Annotated in this window: 18 protein-coding genes; 11 read left to right on the top strand and 7 right to left on the bottom strand. The window is 59.2% G+C overall.

Going from position 1 to position 15,611, the window contains the following annotated elements:
• Positions 1-38: 38 nt before the first annotated feature.
• The 7 genes from AKU94_RS01375 to AKU94_RS01345 all read left to right on the top strand — a co-directional run bounded on the left by AKU94_RS01375 (position 39) and on the right by AKU94_RS01345 (position 7,269).
• Positions 39-404 carry a MerR family transcriptional regulator gene (locus tag AKU94_RS01375; RefSeq protein ID WP_050525565.1) on the top strand — a complete coding sequence of 122 codons (366 nt, stop codon included), beginning with the start codon at positions 39-41 and terminating at the stop codon, positions 402-404.
• Positions 405-557: 153 nt separating this feature from the next.
• The gene (locus AKU94_RS01370) at positions 558-962 is read left to right on the top strand and encodes a MerR family transcriptional regulator (RefSeq protein WP_050525631.1); all 405 of its coding nucleotides are present in this window, start codon (positions 558-560) and stop codon (positions 960-962) included.
• A gap of 26 nt (positions 963-988) precedes the next feature.
• Positions 989-2,764 carry an acyl-CoA dehydrogenase C-terminal domain-containing protein gene (locus tag AKU94_RS01365; protein ID WP_050525564.1) on the top strand — a complete coding sequence of 592 codons (1,776 nt, stop codon included), beginning with the start codon at positions 989-991 and terminating at the stop codon, positions 2,762-2,764.
• Positions 2,765-2,833: 69 nt separating this feature from the next.
• Positions 2,834-3,046, top strand: coding sequence for a hypothetical protein (locus AKU94_RS01360; protein WP_050525563.1), 213 nt, complete (start codon positions 2,834-2,836; stop codon positions 3,044-3,046).
• A gap of 72 nt (positions 3,047-3,118) precedes the next feature.
• A complete protein-coding gene (locus tag AKU94_RS01355) occupies positions 3,119-3,754 on the top strand; it encodes a glutathione S-transferase family protein (protein WP_050525562.1) in 636 nt (211 codons plus the stop codon).
• Between the two features lie 60 nt (positions 3,755-3,814).
• Positions 3,815-5,026 carry an acetyl-CoA C-acetyltransferase gene (locus AKU94_RS01350; protein WP_050525561.1) on the top strand — a complete coding sequence of 404 codons (1,212 nt, stop codon included), beginning with the start codon at positions 3,815-3,817 and terminating at the stop codon, positions 5,024-5,026.
• Positions 5,027-5,067: 41 nt separating this feature from the next.
• Positions 5,068-7,269, top strand: coding sequence for a 3-hydroxyacyl-CoA dehydrogenase NAD-binding domain-containing protein (locus AKU94_RS01345; protein ID WP_050525560.1), 2,202 nt, complete (start codon positions 5,068-5,070; stop codon positions 7,267-7,269).
• A 22-nt stretch (positions 7,270-7,291) separates the two neighbouring features.
• Here AKU94_RS01345 and AKU94_RS01340 read toward each other — a convergent pair whose 3' ends face one another.
• The 6 genes from AKU94_RS01340 to rpe form a co-directional block, all read right to left on the bottom strand.
• Positions 7,292-7,963, bottom strand: a complete 672-nt coding sequence (locus AKU94_RS01340; protein WP_050525559.1) for a sulfotransferase family protein — start codon at positions 7,961-7,963, stop codon at positions 7,292-7,294.
• 22 nt (positions 7,964-7,985) lie between these two features.
• A complete protein-coding gene (locus tag AKU94_RS01335; protein WP_050525630.1) occupies positions 7,986-8,909 on the bottom strand; it encodes a 2-hydroxyacid dehydrogenase in 924 nt (307 codons plus the stop codon).
• 26 nt (positions 8,910-8,935) lie between these two features.
• Positions 8,936-9,268: a tRNA-binding protein gene (locus AKU94_RS01330; RefSeq protein ID WP_050525558.1), complete on the bottom strand. Its 333-nt coding sequence runs from the start codon at positions 9,266-9,268 to the stop codon at positions 8,936-8,938.
• Positions 9,265-10,068 (bottom strand): pyrroline-5-carboxylate reductase, encoded by an 804-nt coding sequence (gene proC, locus AKU94_RS01325; protein WP_050525557.1) that lies wholly within the window; start codon positions 10,066-10,068, stop codon positions 9,265-9,267. The genes AKU94_RS01330 and proC overlap by 4 nt, the downstream gene beginning before the upstream one ends.
• Before the next feature lie 78 nt (positions 10,069-10,146).
• Positions 10,147-10,803 carry a phosphoglycolate phosphatase gene (gene gph, locus AKU94_RS01320; protein ID WP_050525556.1) on the bottom strand — a complete coding sequence of 219 codons (657 nt, stop codon included), beginning with the start codon at positions 10,801-10,803 and terminating at the stop codon, positions 10,147-10,149.
• On the bottom strand, positions 10,800-11,489 hold the full coding sequence (rpe, locus tag AKU94_RS01315) for a ribulose-phosphate 3-epimerase (protein WP_050525555.1): 690 nt from the start codon (positions 11,487-11,489) through the stop codon (positions 10,800-10,802). Before rpe ends, gph begins: the two co-directional genes overlap by 4 nt.
• Before the next feature lie 293 nt (positions 11,490-11,782).
• Between rpe and AKU94_RS19455 the strand changes: the two genes are divergently transcribed.
• The 4 genes from AKU94_RS19455 to AKU94_RS01295 all read left to right on the top strand — a co-directional run bounded on the left by AKU94_RS19455 (position 11,783) and on the right by AKU94_RS01295 (position 13,697).
• Positions 11,783-11,941, top strand: a complete 159-nt coding sequence (locus AKU94_RS19455) for a hypothetical protein (RefSeq protein ID WP_157056349.1) — start codon at positions 11,783-11,785, stop codon at positions 11,939-11,941.
• A gap of 476 nt (positions 11,942-12,417) precedes the next feature.
• The gene (locus tag AKU94_RS01305; protein ID WP_050525553.1) at positions 12,418-12,885 is read left to right on the top strand and encodes a hypothetical protein; all 468 of its coding nucleotides are present in this window, start codon (positions 12,418-12,420) and stop codon (positions 12,883-12,885) included.
• Between the two features lie 106 nt (positions 12,886-12,991).
• A complete protein-coding gene (locus tag AKU94_RS01300) occupies positions 12,992-13,411 on the top strand; it encodes a hypothetical protein (RefSeq protein WP_050525552.1) in 420 nt (139 codons plus the stop codon).
• A gap of 61 nt (positions 13,412-13,472) precedes the next feature.
• Positions 13,473-13,697 (top strand): hypothetical protein, encoded by a 225-nt coding sequence (locus AKU94_RS01295; RefSeq protein WP_050525551.1) that lies wholly within the window; start codon positions 13,473-13,475, stop codon positions 13,695-13,697.
• 477 nt (positions 13,698-14,174) lie between these two features.
• Here AKU94_RS01295 and AKU94_RS01290 read toward each other — a convergent pair whose 3' ends face one another.
• The gene (locus AKU94_RS01290) at positions 14,175-15,572 is read right to left on the bottom strand and encodes an aspartate aminotransferase family protein (RefSeq protein ID WP_050525629.1); all 1,398 of its coding nucleotides are present in this window, start codon (positions 15,570-15,572) and stop codon (positions 14,175-14,177) included.
• Positions 15,573-15,611 lie beyond the last annotated feature (39 nt).

Here is a 15,611-nt window from a genome sequence, read left to right as displayed (position 1 = left end):
GCTAACGCCTAGACTTCGCGTCAGGGGGGAATGCGCCAATGTCTGACATTCATCTTAGTTTCAAGGAAATGTGCGTCAAATTTGATGTCACGCCGCGCACCTTGCGGTATTACGAATATATTGAACTGCTTGCCCCTGAAAAGGAAGGCCGCGCCCGTTGGTACGGCCCGCGCGAGGTGGCGCGGATGACATTAATTCTGCGCGGACGTCGTTTCGGGTTCAGCCTTGAGGAAATCCGCCAATGGTTGCTGATCTACCGCCAACAGGGCACCAAACCGCAGATGGAAGCATGGGTCGCCCTTGCCGACCGTCAACTGGAGGCGCTTGAGCGCCAGCGCGAGGAGCTTGACGTGACAATCGCCGACCTACGCGCCCTGCGCGATACCGCCACCTCTGCGGGCTAGGCGCGGAAACCGGCTGACATTACGTCAGCGCGGCTTTTGACGTCACGTTATGGTGACGTTAACGTCAATTCCTGTGGTAACGTATTCTCAACTCCGCCCATGTGACCTAAAGGAAAGAGAACACTATCCCTATAGGCCAATGAGAGAAGAATGATGACCGATACACAGATGACCATCCGCGAGATGTGCGACACCTTTAGCGTGACACCGCGCGCCTTGCGCTTTTATGAGACCAAGGAGCTGATCTTTCCAAAACGCGAAGGCACCAAGCGTCTCTACTCGCGCCGTGATTGTGTGCGCCTGAAACTGCTCTTGCGTGGCAAGCGATTTGGCTTCAGTCTGGAAGATATCCGGCAATTGCTGGACATGTATGATCTCGAAGGATCAGAGCGCACGCAATTCATGCAAACCTATACACTGGCACAAGATCGCCTTGCCCAGATGGAACAGCAACGCGACGAGTTGATCGAAGCCATAGCCGAGTTGAAAAACGAGCTGGCCGATAATGCAGAACAGTTCACGGTCTATGCCGCGGCCGACAAGAAATCCGCCGCTTAACCACCAAACTTTGAGGGAGAAATCCGATGCCCGTCTTTAACGCCCCCGTTCAGGATATCCAGTTCGTTTTGCAAGACGTATTGAACGTCACCGCCACGGGTGTTCCCGGATATGAGGAACTGGAGGCGGATTTCACCTCTGCCGTTCTGGAAGAGGCAGGCAAGGTCGCGCGTGATGTGCTGGCCCCGCTGAACGCCTCGGGCGATGCCGAGGGCTGTGTGTTGGAAAATGGCACCGTGCGCACACCCAAAGGGTTTGACGCCGCTTTTGCCGCGATGAAGGATGGCGGCTGGACCGCGCTGGATTGTGATCCCGAATACGGTGGTCAGGGCCTGCCCTATCTGATGGGCACCGCGGTGGGCGAGATTTTTGTCGCCGCCAATATGGCCTTCAATATGTATCAGGGACTGACCCATGGTGCCTATTCCGCGATCCACACCCATGGGACCGATGCGCAAAAGGCGATGTATCTGCCCAAGATGGTCAGCTGTGAATGGACCGGCACCATGAACCTGACCGAGCCGCATGCAGGCACCGATCTGGGCATGATGCGCACCAAGGCCGAACCGCAGGACGACGGCTCTTATGCGATTACGGGTCAAAAGATTTTCATTTCGGCAGGCGAACATGATCTGGCCGATAACATTATCCATCTGGTGCTGGCCAAGGCCCCCGGCGGCGGTGATGGCACCAAGGGCATCAGCCTGTTCATCGTACCGAAGTTTCTAGTCAATGAGGACGGCTCTTTGGGTGATCGCAACGGGGTTTCGGTTGGATCAATCGAGCATAAGATGGGCATTCACGCCAATGCGACCTGTGTGATGAATTACGACGGTGCAAAGGGCTGGCTTTTGGGCGATCTGCACAAGGGCATGAAGGCCATGTTCACCATGATGAACGAGGCGCGTCTGGGTGTGGGCCTGCAAGGATATGCCGTGGCCGAGGCCGCCTATCAAAATGCGGTGGTCTATGCCCGTGAGCGGCTTCAGGGCCGTGATGTGACGGGTGCGAAAAACCCCGATGGCCCTGCCGACCCGTTGATCGTGCATCCCGATATCCGCCGCGCCCTGATGGACCAGAAATCCTTTGTCGAAGGGGCCCGCGCCTTTACCTTCTGGGGGGCGCATCTGATTGACCGTTCGGTGCGCATGGGTGATGCCGATGCCGAGGGGCTGATCTCCTTGATGACCCCGGTCATCAAAGGCTTCCAGACCGACAAGGGCTTTGAGATGGCGGTACAAGCCCAGCAAATCTGGGGGGGGCATGGCTATATCGAGGAAAACGGCATGAGCCAGTTTGTCCGCGATGCCCGTATTGCCCAGATCTATGAGGGCGCAAACGGCATTCAGGCGCTGGACCTTGTCGGCCGCAAACTGGCGCAGGACGGTGGCAAACATGTCATGGCCTTCTTTGAAATCGTGAAAACTTTCATCAAAGAGCATCAGGACGATGAGCAGATGAAACCCTTCACCGATCCGCTGAAGGCGGCCTCCAAGGATTTGCAGGCGGCGGCGATGTATTTCATGCAAAACGGCGTCAAGAATCCCAATAATGCCTTGGCCGGATCTTATGATTTCATGCATATGATGGGCCATGTCTGCCTTGGCCTGATGTGGGCGCGGATGGGTAAGGCCGCACTGGACGGGCTGGCCGCAGGCCGCGGCGACACGGCATTTCTGGAAACCAAAATCGCCACGGGGCGTTACTATATGGCCCGCCATTTGCCCGCCACCGGCATGCATCTGGCCCGGATCGAAAGCGGGGCCGATCCTGTGATGGCGCTGGCGGCGGATGCGTTCTAGGGTAAGATACCGCGAAAACGGCGGTGGGCCACTTGGCCCGCGCCACCCTTGCAACGACCGGAGACCATAATGCCCAAGCGCTTTCGCCTCACCCGTCGCTTTCCCTGCGCCATGACCGAGGACGGTTACCGCCGCCTGCGGAAATTCGCGAATGAGGCGGGGCTGGATGAGGGCGAGGCGCTGTCGTTTTTGTTCGAGAACTTCACCTCGGTGATCGATGAGGACAATCTGACCCACCGTTTGCGGCTGTTCAACTCAGAGCTGGAAGCGCGCAAGAAGTAGCGCACCACCTGATCCACCCAATACGGGCAGCCGGAAAGCCTCCGCCTTGCCAATCAACAGGAGCCGGACGTCATGAATGCCAAACTCTATTGCTTCGGGGAAAGCGGGCCCGCCTATAAGGCCGCGCTCGCCCTCACATTTGCAGAGATGGACTGGGAACCGGTTTACGTCGATTTCTTCAACGGTGAGGCCCGCACCCCCGAGTTTCACGAGATCAACGAAATGGGAGAAGTGCCGGTATTGGCGGACGGGGATGTGACGCTGACCCAATCGGGTGTGATCCTCGATTATATCAGCTCCAAAACCGGCAAGCTGGGCGGGCGCTCGGCGGCGGAACGGCGCGAGATCTTGCGCTGGATGTTCTGGGACAATCACAAATTATCCGGCGTCATTGGCTCCACCCGGTTTTTGCTAAACTTCATACCGCCTGAAAAGCGCCCCGAGGCGGTGATCTCCTTTCAGCAAGCGCGGCTAAAATCGGCTTATGCTGTGCTGGACAAGCACCTTGCCGGGGCCGCGTGGATGGTCGGGGATCAGGTTACAATCGCCGATCTGTCCTGCTGTGGCTTTCTTTTTTACCCCGAGCCCTTCGGCTTTGACCGCAAGGACTGGCCCCATATCGACCGCTGGCTGGACCGGATCGCCGCCCTGCCCGGCTGGAAGGCCCCCTATGACCTGATGCCCGGCAACCCGTCGGATCGGGCCTAAGACCTCTCTTATCCGGCCGCACCATTTTGATGCTGCCTTTCGACCATTCGGAGAAAAAACATGACCGAAGCTTATATCTATGACGCAATCCGCTCTCCTCGTGGGAAGGGCCGCAAAGATGGTAGCCTGCACGAGGTGACCTCTGTCGCGCTCTCGGCCAAAATGCTGAACGCGGTAAAAGCGCGCAACGGGCTGGAGGGCCAAGCGGTCGAGGATGTGATCTGGGGTAATGTGACCCAGGTGGGCGAACAGGGCGGCTGTCTTGCGCGCTCTGCCGTGCTGGCCTCTGATCTGGATGAGGCCATCCCCGGCCTTGCGATCAACCGTTTTTGCGCCTCGGGGATGGAGGCGGTGAACCTTGCCGCCAACCAGATCAAAGGCGGTGCGGGTCAGGCCTATATCGCCGGCGGGGTAGAGATGATGGGCCGTGTTGCCATGGGCTCGGACGGGGCGGCGATTGCCGTGGACCCGAGCCTTGCGATGAAAACCTATTTCGTGCCGCAAGGGATTTCCGCCGATATCATCGCCACCGAATACGGTTTCACCCGTGAGGCGGCCGATGCCTTGGCCGTGGAAAGCCAACGACGCGCCACGCAAGCATGGAAAGAAGGGCGGTTCGATAAATCCATCGTGGCGGTGACCGATCAGAACGGGTTGATCATCCTTGACCAAGATGAATATATACGCCCCGGCACCGATATGGCCACGCTCTCGGCCCTTAAACCCGCCTTCAAGGATATGGGTGAGGTGATGCCCGGTTTCGACAAGATCGCGATGATGAAATACCCGCATCTGGAGCGGGTGAACCATATCCACCATGCGGGCAACTCGTCGGGGATCGTGGACGGGGCGGCGGCGGTGCTGATCGGCAATGCCGAGTTTGGCCGCGCGCATGGCCTCAAACCCCGCGCCCGCATTCGTGCCACCGCCAAGATCGGCACCGATCCGACGATCATGCTGACAGGGCCGGTGCCCGTGACGCAAAAGATCCTTGCCGATCACGGGATGACCATCGGCGATATTGACCTTTTCGAGGTGAATGAGGCCTTTGCCGCCGTTGTCTTACGGTTCCAGCAGGCGTTTGATGTGGATCCGGGTGTGGTCAACGTCAACGGCGGCTCCATCGCCATGGGTCACCCGCTGGGGGCCACCGGCGCGATCATCATCGGCACCCTCTTGGATGAGTTGGAGCGGCAGGACAAACAGGTCGGCCTTGCCACGCTCTGCATCGCCTCCGGCATGGGTGTCGCCACGATTATCGAGCGGGTCTAGACCTTGCTTAGCAGAATATTCCTGAAAGAAGGATCATTGAGATGACCGATTTTACCTATGCCGTTGATGCGGATGCTGTGGCCACCATCACATGGGACACTGTTGGAAAATCCATGAATGTCATGACGCAAGAGGCGTTTATGACATTGAATGATATGGTCGATACCGCCCTTGCCGATGCCGATGTAAAAGGCATCATCATCACCAGCGCGAAAAAGGATTTCGCCGGCGGGATGGACCTGAACGCCATCGCCAAGATGAAGGAAGACGGCGGCGACAACCCTGCCAAGGCGGTGTTTGAGGGCGTGATGGGCATGCATAGCATCCTGCGCAAGATTGAACGCGCGGGCATGGACCCCAAGACCCTGAAGGGCGGCAAGCCGATTGTGGCCGCCCTGCCCGGCACGGCGCTTGGCATCGGGCTGGAGCTGCCGCTGGCCTGTCACCGCATCATCGCCGCCGATAACCCCAAGGCCAAGATAGGCCTGCCCGAGATCATGGTCGGTATTTTCCCCGGCGCAGGCGGCACCACGCGGCTTGTGCGCAAGATGGGCGCGATGATGGCCGCGCCGTTCCTGCTTGAGGGGAAGCTCTCGAACCCCAAAGCGGCCAAGGCGGCTGGCATCGTCGATGAGGTCGTCGCGGCAGAGGATCTTTTGACCCGCGCCAAGGAATGGGTGCTGGGGGCCAAGGACGCCGATCTGGTGAAACCATGGGATGCCAAGGGCTATAAGATGCCCGGCGGCGCGCCCTATCATCCGGCGGGGTTCATGACCTTTGTCGGGGCCTCGGCCATGGTGCATGGCAAAACCATGGGGGTGTACCCCGCTGCCAAGGCGCTACTCTCGGCGGTTTATGAGGGCGCGCTGGTGCCCTTTGACACCGCGCTAAAGATCGAGGCGCGCTGGTTCACCAATGTGCTGATGAACCCGTCGTCATCCGCGATGATCCGCAGCCTGTTCATCAACAAGGAAGCGCTGGAAAAAGGGGCCAATCGCCCGGCCGAGCCCGACCAGAGGGTGCAAAAAGTCGGCATCATCGGTGCGGGCATGATGGGCGCGGGGATCGCCTATGTCTCGGCCAATGCGGGGATCGAGGTGGTTCTGATCGACGCGGATCAATCGGCCGCCGACCGCGGCAAATCCTATTCCGAGGGCATCCTCGACAAGGGGATCTCACGCAAGAAGGTGACCGAAGAGAAAAAGGCCGAGGTTCTGGGGCGCATCACTGCCACCACCGATTACGAGGCCCTTGCCGGCTGTGACCTGATCGTCGAGGCGGTGTTTGAGGACATGAAGGTCAAGGCCGAGGTCACCAAAAAGGTCGAGGCGGTCGTGGGCGCGGATTGCATCTTTGCCACCAATACCTCCACCCTGCCGATCACCGAACTGGCCCATGCCAGCGCGCGGCCGGAACAATTCATCGGCATCCACTTCTTTTCGCCCGTCGACAAGATGCTCTTGGTAGAGATCATTCGCGGCAAGGCCACCGGTGACCGTGCCGTTGCCAAGGCGCTGGATTTCGTGCGCCAGATCCGCAAAACGCCGATTGTGGTCAATGATGCGCGCTTCTTTTATGCCAACCGCTGCATCATCCCCTATATCAACGAGGGCATCCGCATGGTTGCCGAAGGGGTGGAACCGGTGCTGGTTGAAAACGCCGCGAAACTGGTGGGGATGCCTTTGGGGCCGCTGCAACTGGTCGATGAAACCTCGATTGATCTGGGGGTGAAAATCGCCAAGGCCACCAAACTGGCCATGGGCGATGCTTATCCTGACGGCGCGGTCGATGCGGTTTTGTTTGCCATGGCAGATGAGGGACGACTGGGCAAAAAGGCGGGTGCGGGCTTTTACGCCTATGACGAAAAGGGCAAGCGCACCGGCCTTTGGGACGGTCTGGCAGGTGCCTATCCCGTGGCCGATGCGCAGCCAGAGCTGACCGAGGTGCAAAATCGTTTGCTGATGGCGCAGGTGCTCGAGGCCGTGCGCGCATTGGAGGATGGCGTGCTGATGGACATCCGCGAAGGCGATGTCGGCGCGATCCTGGGCTGGGGCTTTGCGCCTTGGTCGGGGGGGCCGCTGTCCTGGCTCGATATGATCGGTGCGCCCCGCGCGGTGGAGATTTGCGACGATCTAACCACGCGTTTCGGCGATCGTTTCAAGGCGCCTGATTTGCTGCGTGACATGGCAGCGAAGGGAGAGAGCTTCTATAGCCGTTTCGCACCACAGAAAAGCGCGGCCTGACGCCAATAATGGGGCGCGCGCCTTACCCCGCGCGCCCTCTCGCATCATCAAAGCTGTATCCGAAACGTCGGATATCCTCGGCACAGCAATCGGCCACAAGGGCCGCATCGGCATCCGAATAATACCCCCGCCAATCGCGCGCCCGCTGTGACGTATTTTCACGCGCCAACGGCGTCAGCGAAAACCCCAGATGGGCCTCAAAGGGCGCGATATCCTGATCCAGATGCTCCAACCGCATGTAGAGGCGACAGTGTTCCTGCCCCGAGGCATCACGCATATAGGCGCTTGCGGGCCAGTTGCGAAAGGCAGAAATGGTTTGCGGCTGATTTAGAAACCCCCTGAAATCAAGTGTTTGGGCAAGGGTAATCGCAGGGTGGTCAAAGCGTTGATCTTGGAGCCAATGGTAATAGCTGACCACCCTGTCCCAAGGGTTACGCACAAGGGTCAGGGTAAAAAGCGCGGCCAGCTCTGCCGCCGAAACCACGCCGTCAATATCGGCCAGGGTCGCATGTTTCCACAACCGCCCCTTAGGCGAAAGCCCCTTCAGCCGCCCCCTGCGCCGCCGTGCCTTGGGCGTATCGCCGATCAGGATATCATCCTTCATCGCGCGATCTTCCAGCGCCATGGTCAGGGCCGTGCCACCCGTTTTGGGGATATGCACAAAGACATACCCCCGTCCACGCGAAATGATCATGGCCGCACGCTCGAAACCATTGCTAGACCTGATTGGGCAGGGGTTTACCTTCGAAAAACGCATGCAGGTTTTCGACGGCCATCAGCCCCATCGCCTCTCGGACCTCAAGGGCGGCGGTGCCAAGATGCGGCAGCAGGGTCACGTTTTCCATCAACATCAAAGCAGGCGGGACCACCGGCTCATGCTCATAGACATCAAGACCCGCGCCCGCGATCACCTCGTTTTGCAAGGCATCGATCAAAGCGGCCTCATCGACGATATCCCCGCGCGCGATATTGATCAGGAATGCATGCGGCTTCATCTGGGACAGGGCCTCTGCATTGATCAGATGCCGCGTTTCCGGCCCGCCAGGCACGGCAATGACCACGAAATCCGCCGCAAGCGCCTCTTCCATATCCACCTGCTCGGACGGCACGCCGGGGTTGGCCACGGGCGAGCGGTTAAAGAAACGCACCTCCATGCCAAAACCGTAATGCGCGCGTTTGGCAACGGCCTTGCCGATACGTCCCATCCCGATCAGTCCCAAGGTTTTGCCCGACATATGCGCGCCCAAAAGCTGCGTCGGGTGCCAGCCCTCCCATTGGCCCGCGCGCAGCATCCGTTCGGCCTCTCCGGCGCGGCGGGCCGTCATCAGCATCAAGGTCAGCGCAATATCGGCGGTCGCATCGGTCACAGCGCCGGGGGTGTTGGTGACAACCACCCCTGCCCGCTTGGCCGCCTCCACATCGATATGGTTATAGCCCACACCGAAATTCGCCAGAATACGGCAACGGGGCGCGTGGTTTTCATCGAAAACCTGCGCATTATAGGGGTCGCCTAAAGTGGCCAGCACGGCATCATATTGGTGCAGGCTATCGACACAGGCCTGATGCGTCATCGGCGTCACATCCTCACGGATCGTCAGTGAGAAATAGCGCAGCGCTTCGGCCACGACCTTGCCGGGCATGGGGCGGGTTATCAGGATCTCAGGTTTCAAAACAGTCTCCCTCCGTTTGGTACGTCGTGATCGGGGGTGACCAAGACCACCTCACCGTTTTCATCTGGCACCCCTAGGACAAGCACCTCGGACATGACCTTGCCAATCTGGCGCGGCGGAAAATTGACCACGGCCATCACCTGACGTCCGACCAAACCTTCGGGCGTGTAATGCGCCGTCAACTGTGCCGAAGAGCGCTTCTCGCCCAGATCGCCGCCGAAATCGACCCAAAGCTTGATCGCGGGCTTGCGCGCCTCGGGGTAGGGTTCGGCGCGGGTGATCGTGCCGCTGCGGATATCGAGTTTGGCGAAATCGTCAAAGGTGATCATTTGCCCAGCTCCTGCGCGCGGGTGGTGGCGGCCTTGACGGTGCGCGCCATCAGGTCGGGCAGTTGGGCCATCAACACCTCCAGCCCCGCCGCCGTGGTCCCATTGGGCGAGGTCACATTCACCCGCAATTGTTCAGCGGTCTCGGGCGATTGATAGGCCAGCTCTCCGGCACCGCAAACCGTGGCCCGCGCCAGCTCCATCGCCAGATCGGGCGCAAGGCCCACGCCCTCGCCCGCTTTGGCCATTGCCTCAATCATGTGGAAAACATAGGCGGGGCCAGACCCCGACAGGCCCGTGACGGCATCAATCTGTTGCTCATTCTCCAGCCGCACCACCTTGCCCACGACCTGCAACAAGGCTTCGGCCAGATCCAGATGCGCGGGTGTCGCCGCCGCATTGCCGCAGATCGCCGTGATCCCGCGCGCCACGGCGGCCGGTGTGTTGGGCATCGCGCGGATGATCGGGGTTTGCGCGCCCAAGACCTGCTCATAATAGCCGATGGTCGTGCCCGCCGCGACCGAAACAAAAAGGGTGCTGCCATTGCCCAAAGCCGCAAGGCTGGGCAACGCATCCGCCATCATCTGCGGCTTGACCGCCACCAGAACGATCGCCGGATCGGCCGGCAGAACCGCGTTCAACTGCACGCCTGTGCCTTGCAGCCATGCGCTCGGGTGCGGGTCCTGAACCCAAGCGCATGCGGCACGCACGCCCTGCGCGAGCCAGCCTTCCAGCATCGCAGAGCCCATCTTGCCGCATCCGAGCAGCACCAACCCGCGCGCGTTTACCTCTGATAAATCCATACTGGCCCCCTATGATTTGCCCCAGCCTAACCCGAAGAAAACCAAAGCTGTAGCCTGTATTTTCATTGTATTTCGCGGCTAGCCCTTTGCCAGCGCCGCCACCAAGCCCGGCAGTTGGCGAAAATCATTAAAGGCCGCATTATGGGGCAGATCATGCACCGGCGTTTTGCAATAGCCTTCGGTATAGATCAGAAAAGGCAGCTTGGCCGCCACCGCCGTTGCCGCATCAACCTCGCTGTCGCCGACATAAATCACAGCCTCGTGGCCCAGATCCTTGACTGCGGCCAAAAGCGGTGTCGGATCGGGCTTGCGCACGGCAAAGCTGTCACCGCCGTAGACCACGGGGAAATAATCGGCCAAGCCAAGATGGCGCAAAACCGCATGGGCGGGCGCAATCGGCTTATTGGTACAAATCCCCAAAGCACAGCCCATCCCTACCAATTGATCCAGCGTTTTGATCACTCCGGGATAGATCACCGTCATATCAAAGGCAGTCTCATACCGCTCATTGAAGCGCGTCTGCATTGGCTCCAGCAGCGGGCCATCCGGCACCTGCCCCGAAGCCTCCAGCACAGAGCGCAGCAAATGCCCCACACCCCTGCCGATGAACCCTTTGATCTGGGTGGGCGGCAAGGGCGCAAAGCCCATCTCTTGTAAAACCACATTGGCATTGGCCACGATGTCAGGCGCGCTGTCGATCAGCGTGCCATCCAGATCAAAGATGACAGCGGTCACAATGCGGCCTCAGCAGCGGCGCGAATGGCTGCGATATTTGCCCCGTAAGGGCTTGGGTTTTCCACCGAGCCGCCCTTGAACACGGCCGAGCCTGCGACCAACACATCGGCGCCCGCAGCAGCGACCAAAGGTGCCGTTTCAGGCGTCACACCGCCGTCGATTTCGATATGAATGGGTCTGTCGCCGATCATGGCACGCAGCCGTGCAACCTTGTCAATCTGGCTGTGAATGAATTTCTGGCCACCGAAACCGGGGTTCACGGTCATCACACAGACCAGATCCACCATATCGAGCAGATATTCCACCGCCTCGATCGGCGTGCCGGGGTTGATCGCCAGACCCGCCTTGGCCCCTGCACCGCGGATGGCCTGCAAGGTGCGGTGGATATGCGGACCCGCCTCCAGATGCGCGGAAATCACATCGGCACCGGCACCGGCAAAGGCGTCAATATAGCTGTCGACCGGCGCGATCATCAGGTGAACATCCATCACCCCTTTGATATGCGGACGAATCGCGGCACAGGTCGCAGGGCCGAAGGTGATATTGGGGACAAAATGCCCGTCCATCACATCGACATGCACCCAATCCGCGCCCTCCGCTTCTATTGCGCGACATTCCGCGCCGAAATTGGCAAAATCAGCAGAGAGGATGGACGGCGCGATCTTGATCTTGCGCGTGAATGTCATGGACAGCACTCCTTGGGCCAGTTGTCCCTTTATCTACTGCGCAACACCATCATAGGTAAACCACCCTGCGGCCCCTTTCTTCATGATTGAACCAGATTGGGGCGCCCAGCCATGCAGGCCGCGCATTGCGGCCTTGCGATAATCTCTCTCCCTGCCTGCCGGCACATCTGTTAGAAGATACGCAACGGCAAAACGGGTCAGAACATCGTAACCCGGCCACGGATTTCATCAACACGGGCTATAGGTCCTGCAACCGGAAGAGCATCGCTTTTCCGATACTGGAAAATTTTGACATGATCACCACATCCCTCTTTCGCCGCATCCTGAACTGGTTCAAAGCAAGCAATAACCTCTCGGCCAAAGACCGCGCCGCACTGATTGAGCACCGCGATATCTGGCTGGGCAAGCAAAGCATTATTGTCGCAAACGCAGGCCGTCACTACAGCTTCTGATCTTGTCGATCACCACTTATAAAAGCCCGGGCATCACTGGGAGCCATTCCGCACGGTAGGACTCGCGCCCCACCTGCCTGCCGATCGAGAGGTCGGCAGGCTTTTGTTTTTAAGATATAATTTCGCCTGATTTCTTCGCCATCAGGGGCATAACGGCGGGAAGTTCAAACTTCCCTCGGCGCGCGCAATTTTTGCTCGCTTGGTTTCGTCATCGGCCAGACCGGCCAATCTTGGAGGTGCGCGAGCTCTTGACCCAGAACCGGACGAAAGAACCGAACAAGGTGAAGAGCCTAGAGAACCTTATGCTCGCGCGCGTATATTCGCGCGTATCGCTCGATCCGCGCGCTTGGAATGACGGTCGTGTCCTGATCTGTCAGCACCTCCGAGGCAACTAAGGATGCGGTGTTCGGACCAGGCTGATTTCGAATGAGGCCGATGAGGAAGAGCGACATCGACTATGGATCCAGAACGGCGCGTTGGAGGGTCCCTTCTGTGGCAACTGCGGCACGGCCTACCTGGAAAAACCCGAAGAATTCATCTTCAATGGTGCCAACGGCCAGCCATCGCGGAAGGTCGGCCACAAGAAGGGATCTGTGCCTCGTGCGCGCTCCGTCCGGGTGATCCACAAACCCTGCAAGGGACTGCCTGGTGCTCGCTTCACGGTTTTAAGCGAACATTGTCGCCAGAAGAAGCACGACAAGAACATCGAGATCTTATCGCTGCTGGCCAACGGCACCAGTCTTCACGACATCCGCCGCATTCTGCGCACCCCGAGAGGCGAGACTGAGCCGGGGATGTCCAGGCGCGACAATAATCGCATCTTCTGGCTGGAGCGAACGCTCTTGGCCTACGAAAAGGCCCAGCTCGCGGAATGGCGAAAGCGAGTCAAACGGCTACGCATTAAGGGCGGCAAGCCATACACACACCCGCATCACCCACGATGACATCGCCGTTGGCGTGAATTGGTAGGCTAAGATCGACCGCAAGATCACGCAGCTGAACTGCTCGGTCAGTGCAGATATCCGGTCGGGCCATGTTTTCCGCTGCGATGTGGATTTCGATCCAACCATCGACCCATGGGAAGTCATCGAGGACGCCTATTTCGGCGTCGCGCGGGACTCCTCCCTTCGCAAGTATTACCGGAACTCGAACGGCACCTTTACCGCGCCCCTACTCATTTCCAGTGGCCGACAGCGCGGTTCGACGAGTCGGCGCTCTTCTCAGCTTCGGAAAAGCGCCTGCGGCGCGCTCACCCTCGTCGGCGAGAAGGAGGGGCAGATGGCTCGGGTCGTGCCGCACATCTTCCGTGAAGATACCCTCGCGGACAGGTTCGATTGGGCAGTCATCGGGTTCAAGAAGGATGCGACGATCGACCGTATTCGGCAGAAACAGGCGGTGTTTTCAGAGAGCCTCGCGACGTGGCGCAAGATGCATCCCCACCAAGCGCCTTGGGAGGCATTACAGAGCTGAACTTCCGCGAACCTGAGCCCTCGACCGCACCGCCCCGATCAACCAGTCGAAAAGCTCGCTGGTGGGCCCGAACCTTGCGTCGGCTGCATTCCTGCGTTTGTGGGGCAATAGCCCCATCCAAACGGCCGACGAAATTGACAAGCTCGTGGGCTTCCCGACCTTGTCGCAGCACTACCGCGCCGCCTACCCAAGGCCTGGCGTCGACGACCAGATCGACGATCCAGAACTCCGCGCTGCGATCACACTGATGAACATATGGCGCGTGCACTACAGCTTCTTCGACTGAAGGCCTTACAGAACGTCGCTAAAGGAAAATGCATCGCCTCGGACAGGCTCAACGACCGTCCTTGGGGAGAACCTAAGATGCCTCGCCGTGTCGGGCACGGACAAAGTGATCTTTGTTCCAAAAAGGCGCACCAGCAAAGTTGTGCGGACGAACCCGGCGATGCGGATGGGGGTTGGTCAGCCGTCGCAACCGAAACGCTCGGGGCAGGAAACGGACGGTGCCACGGAAGCGGAACCCTCGGCTGGAAACAACCAAAAGAAGCGAGGTCGCCGACGGGACGACCGTCCTTACCTGCCCGTCCTCGCCAGGATTCCCTACCAATCTTGGCTTTTCCACGGCATGCTGATGTGGATGAAACCCGAGGACGATGACGAGCTGAAATGGAAAAACGGGCGACAGTTTTCTGTCGCCCGTGTCCTACAGCTTGGAATGGCTCCCAATCACTGCCAGGGCTTTTATCATAGCGGTTGCCGTTCCTCAGGCCGCTTTGAACAGCCCGTCCTTGATCAAGCCCTCATATGTTTCATCCAGCGACTTGCGCGCCCGCGCGACCAGAGTGTCAATCTCATCATGGGTGATCACCAAAGGCGGCGCGATGATCATCCGGTCGCCAACATGGCGCATCACCAAACCGTTCGCAAAGCACCGCGTCCGGCACCGCAGGCCGACTTCGCCTTCCTTGCCCGCGAATTTGGCGCGTTTCTCCTTATCCGGCGTCAGTGCCAGTGTCGCCATCAGCCCGACGGAATTGGCCTCTCCAACCAATGGATGATCCAGCAATGTCGCCCATTGCTTGGCCAGATATGGCGCCGCATCATCGCGGACTTTGTCCACCAGCTTTTCTTCTTCGATGATCCGCAGGTTTTCAAGCGCCACAGCCGCCGCAACCGGATGGCCGGAATAGGTATAGCCGTGGTTGAAATCCCCCGCTGCGGCCAGAGTATTGGCAATTTCATCGCTGACCAATGACGCCCCCATTGGCATATAGCCCGAGGTCAGCCCCTTGGCGATTGTCATGATATCAGGACGAATACCCATGGTTTGTGACCCGAACCAGTTTCCCGTCCGGCCGAAACCACAGATCACCTCGTCGGCGATCAGCAGGATCTCATATTTGTCACAGATCCGCTGGATTTCCGGCCAATAGGTGCTGGGCGGGATGATAACGCCGCCCGCACCCTGAACAGGTTCCCCGATGAAGGCCGCGACATTTTCTTCGCCCAGCTCAAGGATTTTCGTTTCCAGCTGGCGCGCGCGTTCCAGACCAAATTCCTCTGGCGTCATATCGCCGCCCTCGGCCCACCAATGCGGCTGGTCAATATGGGTGATGCCGGGGATGACCGGCACACCCTGACTGTGCATCGGGGCCATGCCGCCAAGGCTGCCGCCACCAAGAGTTGACCCGTGATAGCCGTTCTTGCGCGCGATCATCACCGTCTTTTTGGGTTTGCCCTTAGAGGCCCAATAATGCCGCACGATGCGGATATTGGTGTCATTGGCCTCAGAACCCGAGCTGCTGTAGAACACATGGTTGAGCGTGCCGGGCGCCAGCTCTGCCAGCTTGGCGCTTAGCGCGATCACAGGCACATGGCTGGTCATAAAGAAGGTGTTGTAGAACGGCAGTTCCTGCATCTGGCGTGCTGCGGCATCAACCAATTCCTGACGGCCATAGCCGATATTGACGCACCAAAGGCCCGACATCGCGTCCAGAATGTCATTCCCTTCGCTATCGGTTATGGTCACGCCTTGTGCGCGGGTGATGATGCGGGCACCGGCCTCTGCCAGTTCATTCGCATCGGAAAAAGGGTGAATATGATGGGCCGCATCCAGCGTCTGAAGCTCTTTCGTTGGCATGTGGTTTGTGATCGCAGGCATTGCAAACTCCTTACAAAAGGGCGCGGGATGGGTCATTAT

The organism is Pseudorhodobacter aquimaris (genome assembly GCF_001202025.1).
GTDB classification, from domain to species: Bacteria; Pseudomonadota; Alphaproteobacteria; order Rhodobacterales; family Rhodobacteraceae; genus Pseudorhodobacter; species Pseudorhodobacter aquimaris.
The sequence above is the reverse complement of the archived record's forward strand: the minus strand, read 5'-3'. Positions and strand labels throughout refer to the sequence as shown.

Bases quoted from the DNA above. Each gene is read 5' to 3' on its own strand.
- AKU94_RS01375 (WP_050525565.1), top strand. From the start codon at position 39: ATGTCTGACATTCATCTTAGTTTCAAGGAAATGTGCGTCAAATTTGAT.
- AKU94_RS01370 (WP_050525631.1), top strand. From the start codon at position 558: ATGACCGATACACAGATGACCATCCGCGAGATGTGCGACACCTTTAGC.
- AKU94_RS01365 (WP_050525564.1), top strand. From the start codon at position 989: ATGCCCGTCTTTAACGCCCCCGTTCAGGATATCCAGTTCGTTTTGCAA.
- AKU94_RS01360 (WP_050525563.1), top strand. From the start codon at position 2,834: ATGCCCAAGCGCTTTCGCCTCACCCGTCGCTTTCCCTGCGCCATGACC.
- AKU94_RS01355 (WP_050525562.1), top strand. From the start codon at position 3,119: ATGAATGCCAAACTCTATTGCTTCGGGGAAAGCGGGCCCGCCTATAAG.
- AKU94_RS01350 (WP_050525561.1), top strand. From the start codon at position 3,815: ATGACCGAAGCTTATATCTATGACGCAATCCGCTCTCCTCGTGGGAAG.
- AKU94_RS01345 (WP_050525560.1), top strand. From the start codon at position 5,068: ATGACCGATTTTACCTATGCCGTTGATGCGGATGCTGTGGCCACCATC.
- AKU94_RS01340 (WP_050525559.1), bottom strand. From the start codon at position 7,963: ATGATCATTTCGCGTGGACGGGGGTATGTCTTTGTGCATATCCCCAAA.
- AKU94_RS01335 (WP_050525630.1), bottom strand. From the start codon at position 8,909: ATGCCCGGCAAGGTCGTGGCCGAAGCGCTGCGCTATTTCTCACTGACG.
- AKU94_RS01330 (WP_050525558.1), bottom strand. From the start codon at position 9,268: ATGATCACCTTTGACGATTTCGCCAAACTCGATATCCGCAGCGGCACG.
- proC (WP_050525557.1), bottom strand. From the start codon at position 10,068: ATGGATTTATCAGAGGTAAACGCGCGCGGGTTGGTGCTGCTCGGATGC.
- rpe (WP_050525555.1), bottom strand. From the start codon at position 11,489: ATGACATTCACGCGCAAGATCAAGATCGCGCCGTCCATCCTCTCTGCT.
- AKU94_RS19455 (WP_157056349.1), top strand. From the start codon at position 11,783: ATGATCACCACATCCCTCTTTCGCCGCATCCTGAACTGGTTCAAAGCA.
- AKU94_RS01290 (WP_050525629.1), bottom strand. From the start codon at position 15,572: ATGCCTGCGATCACAAACCACATGCCAACGAAAGAGCTTCAGACGCTG.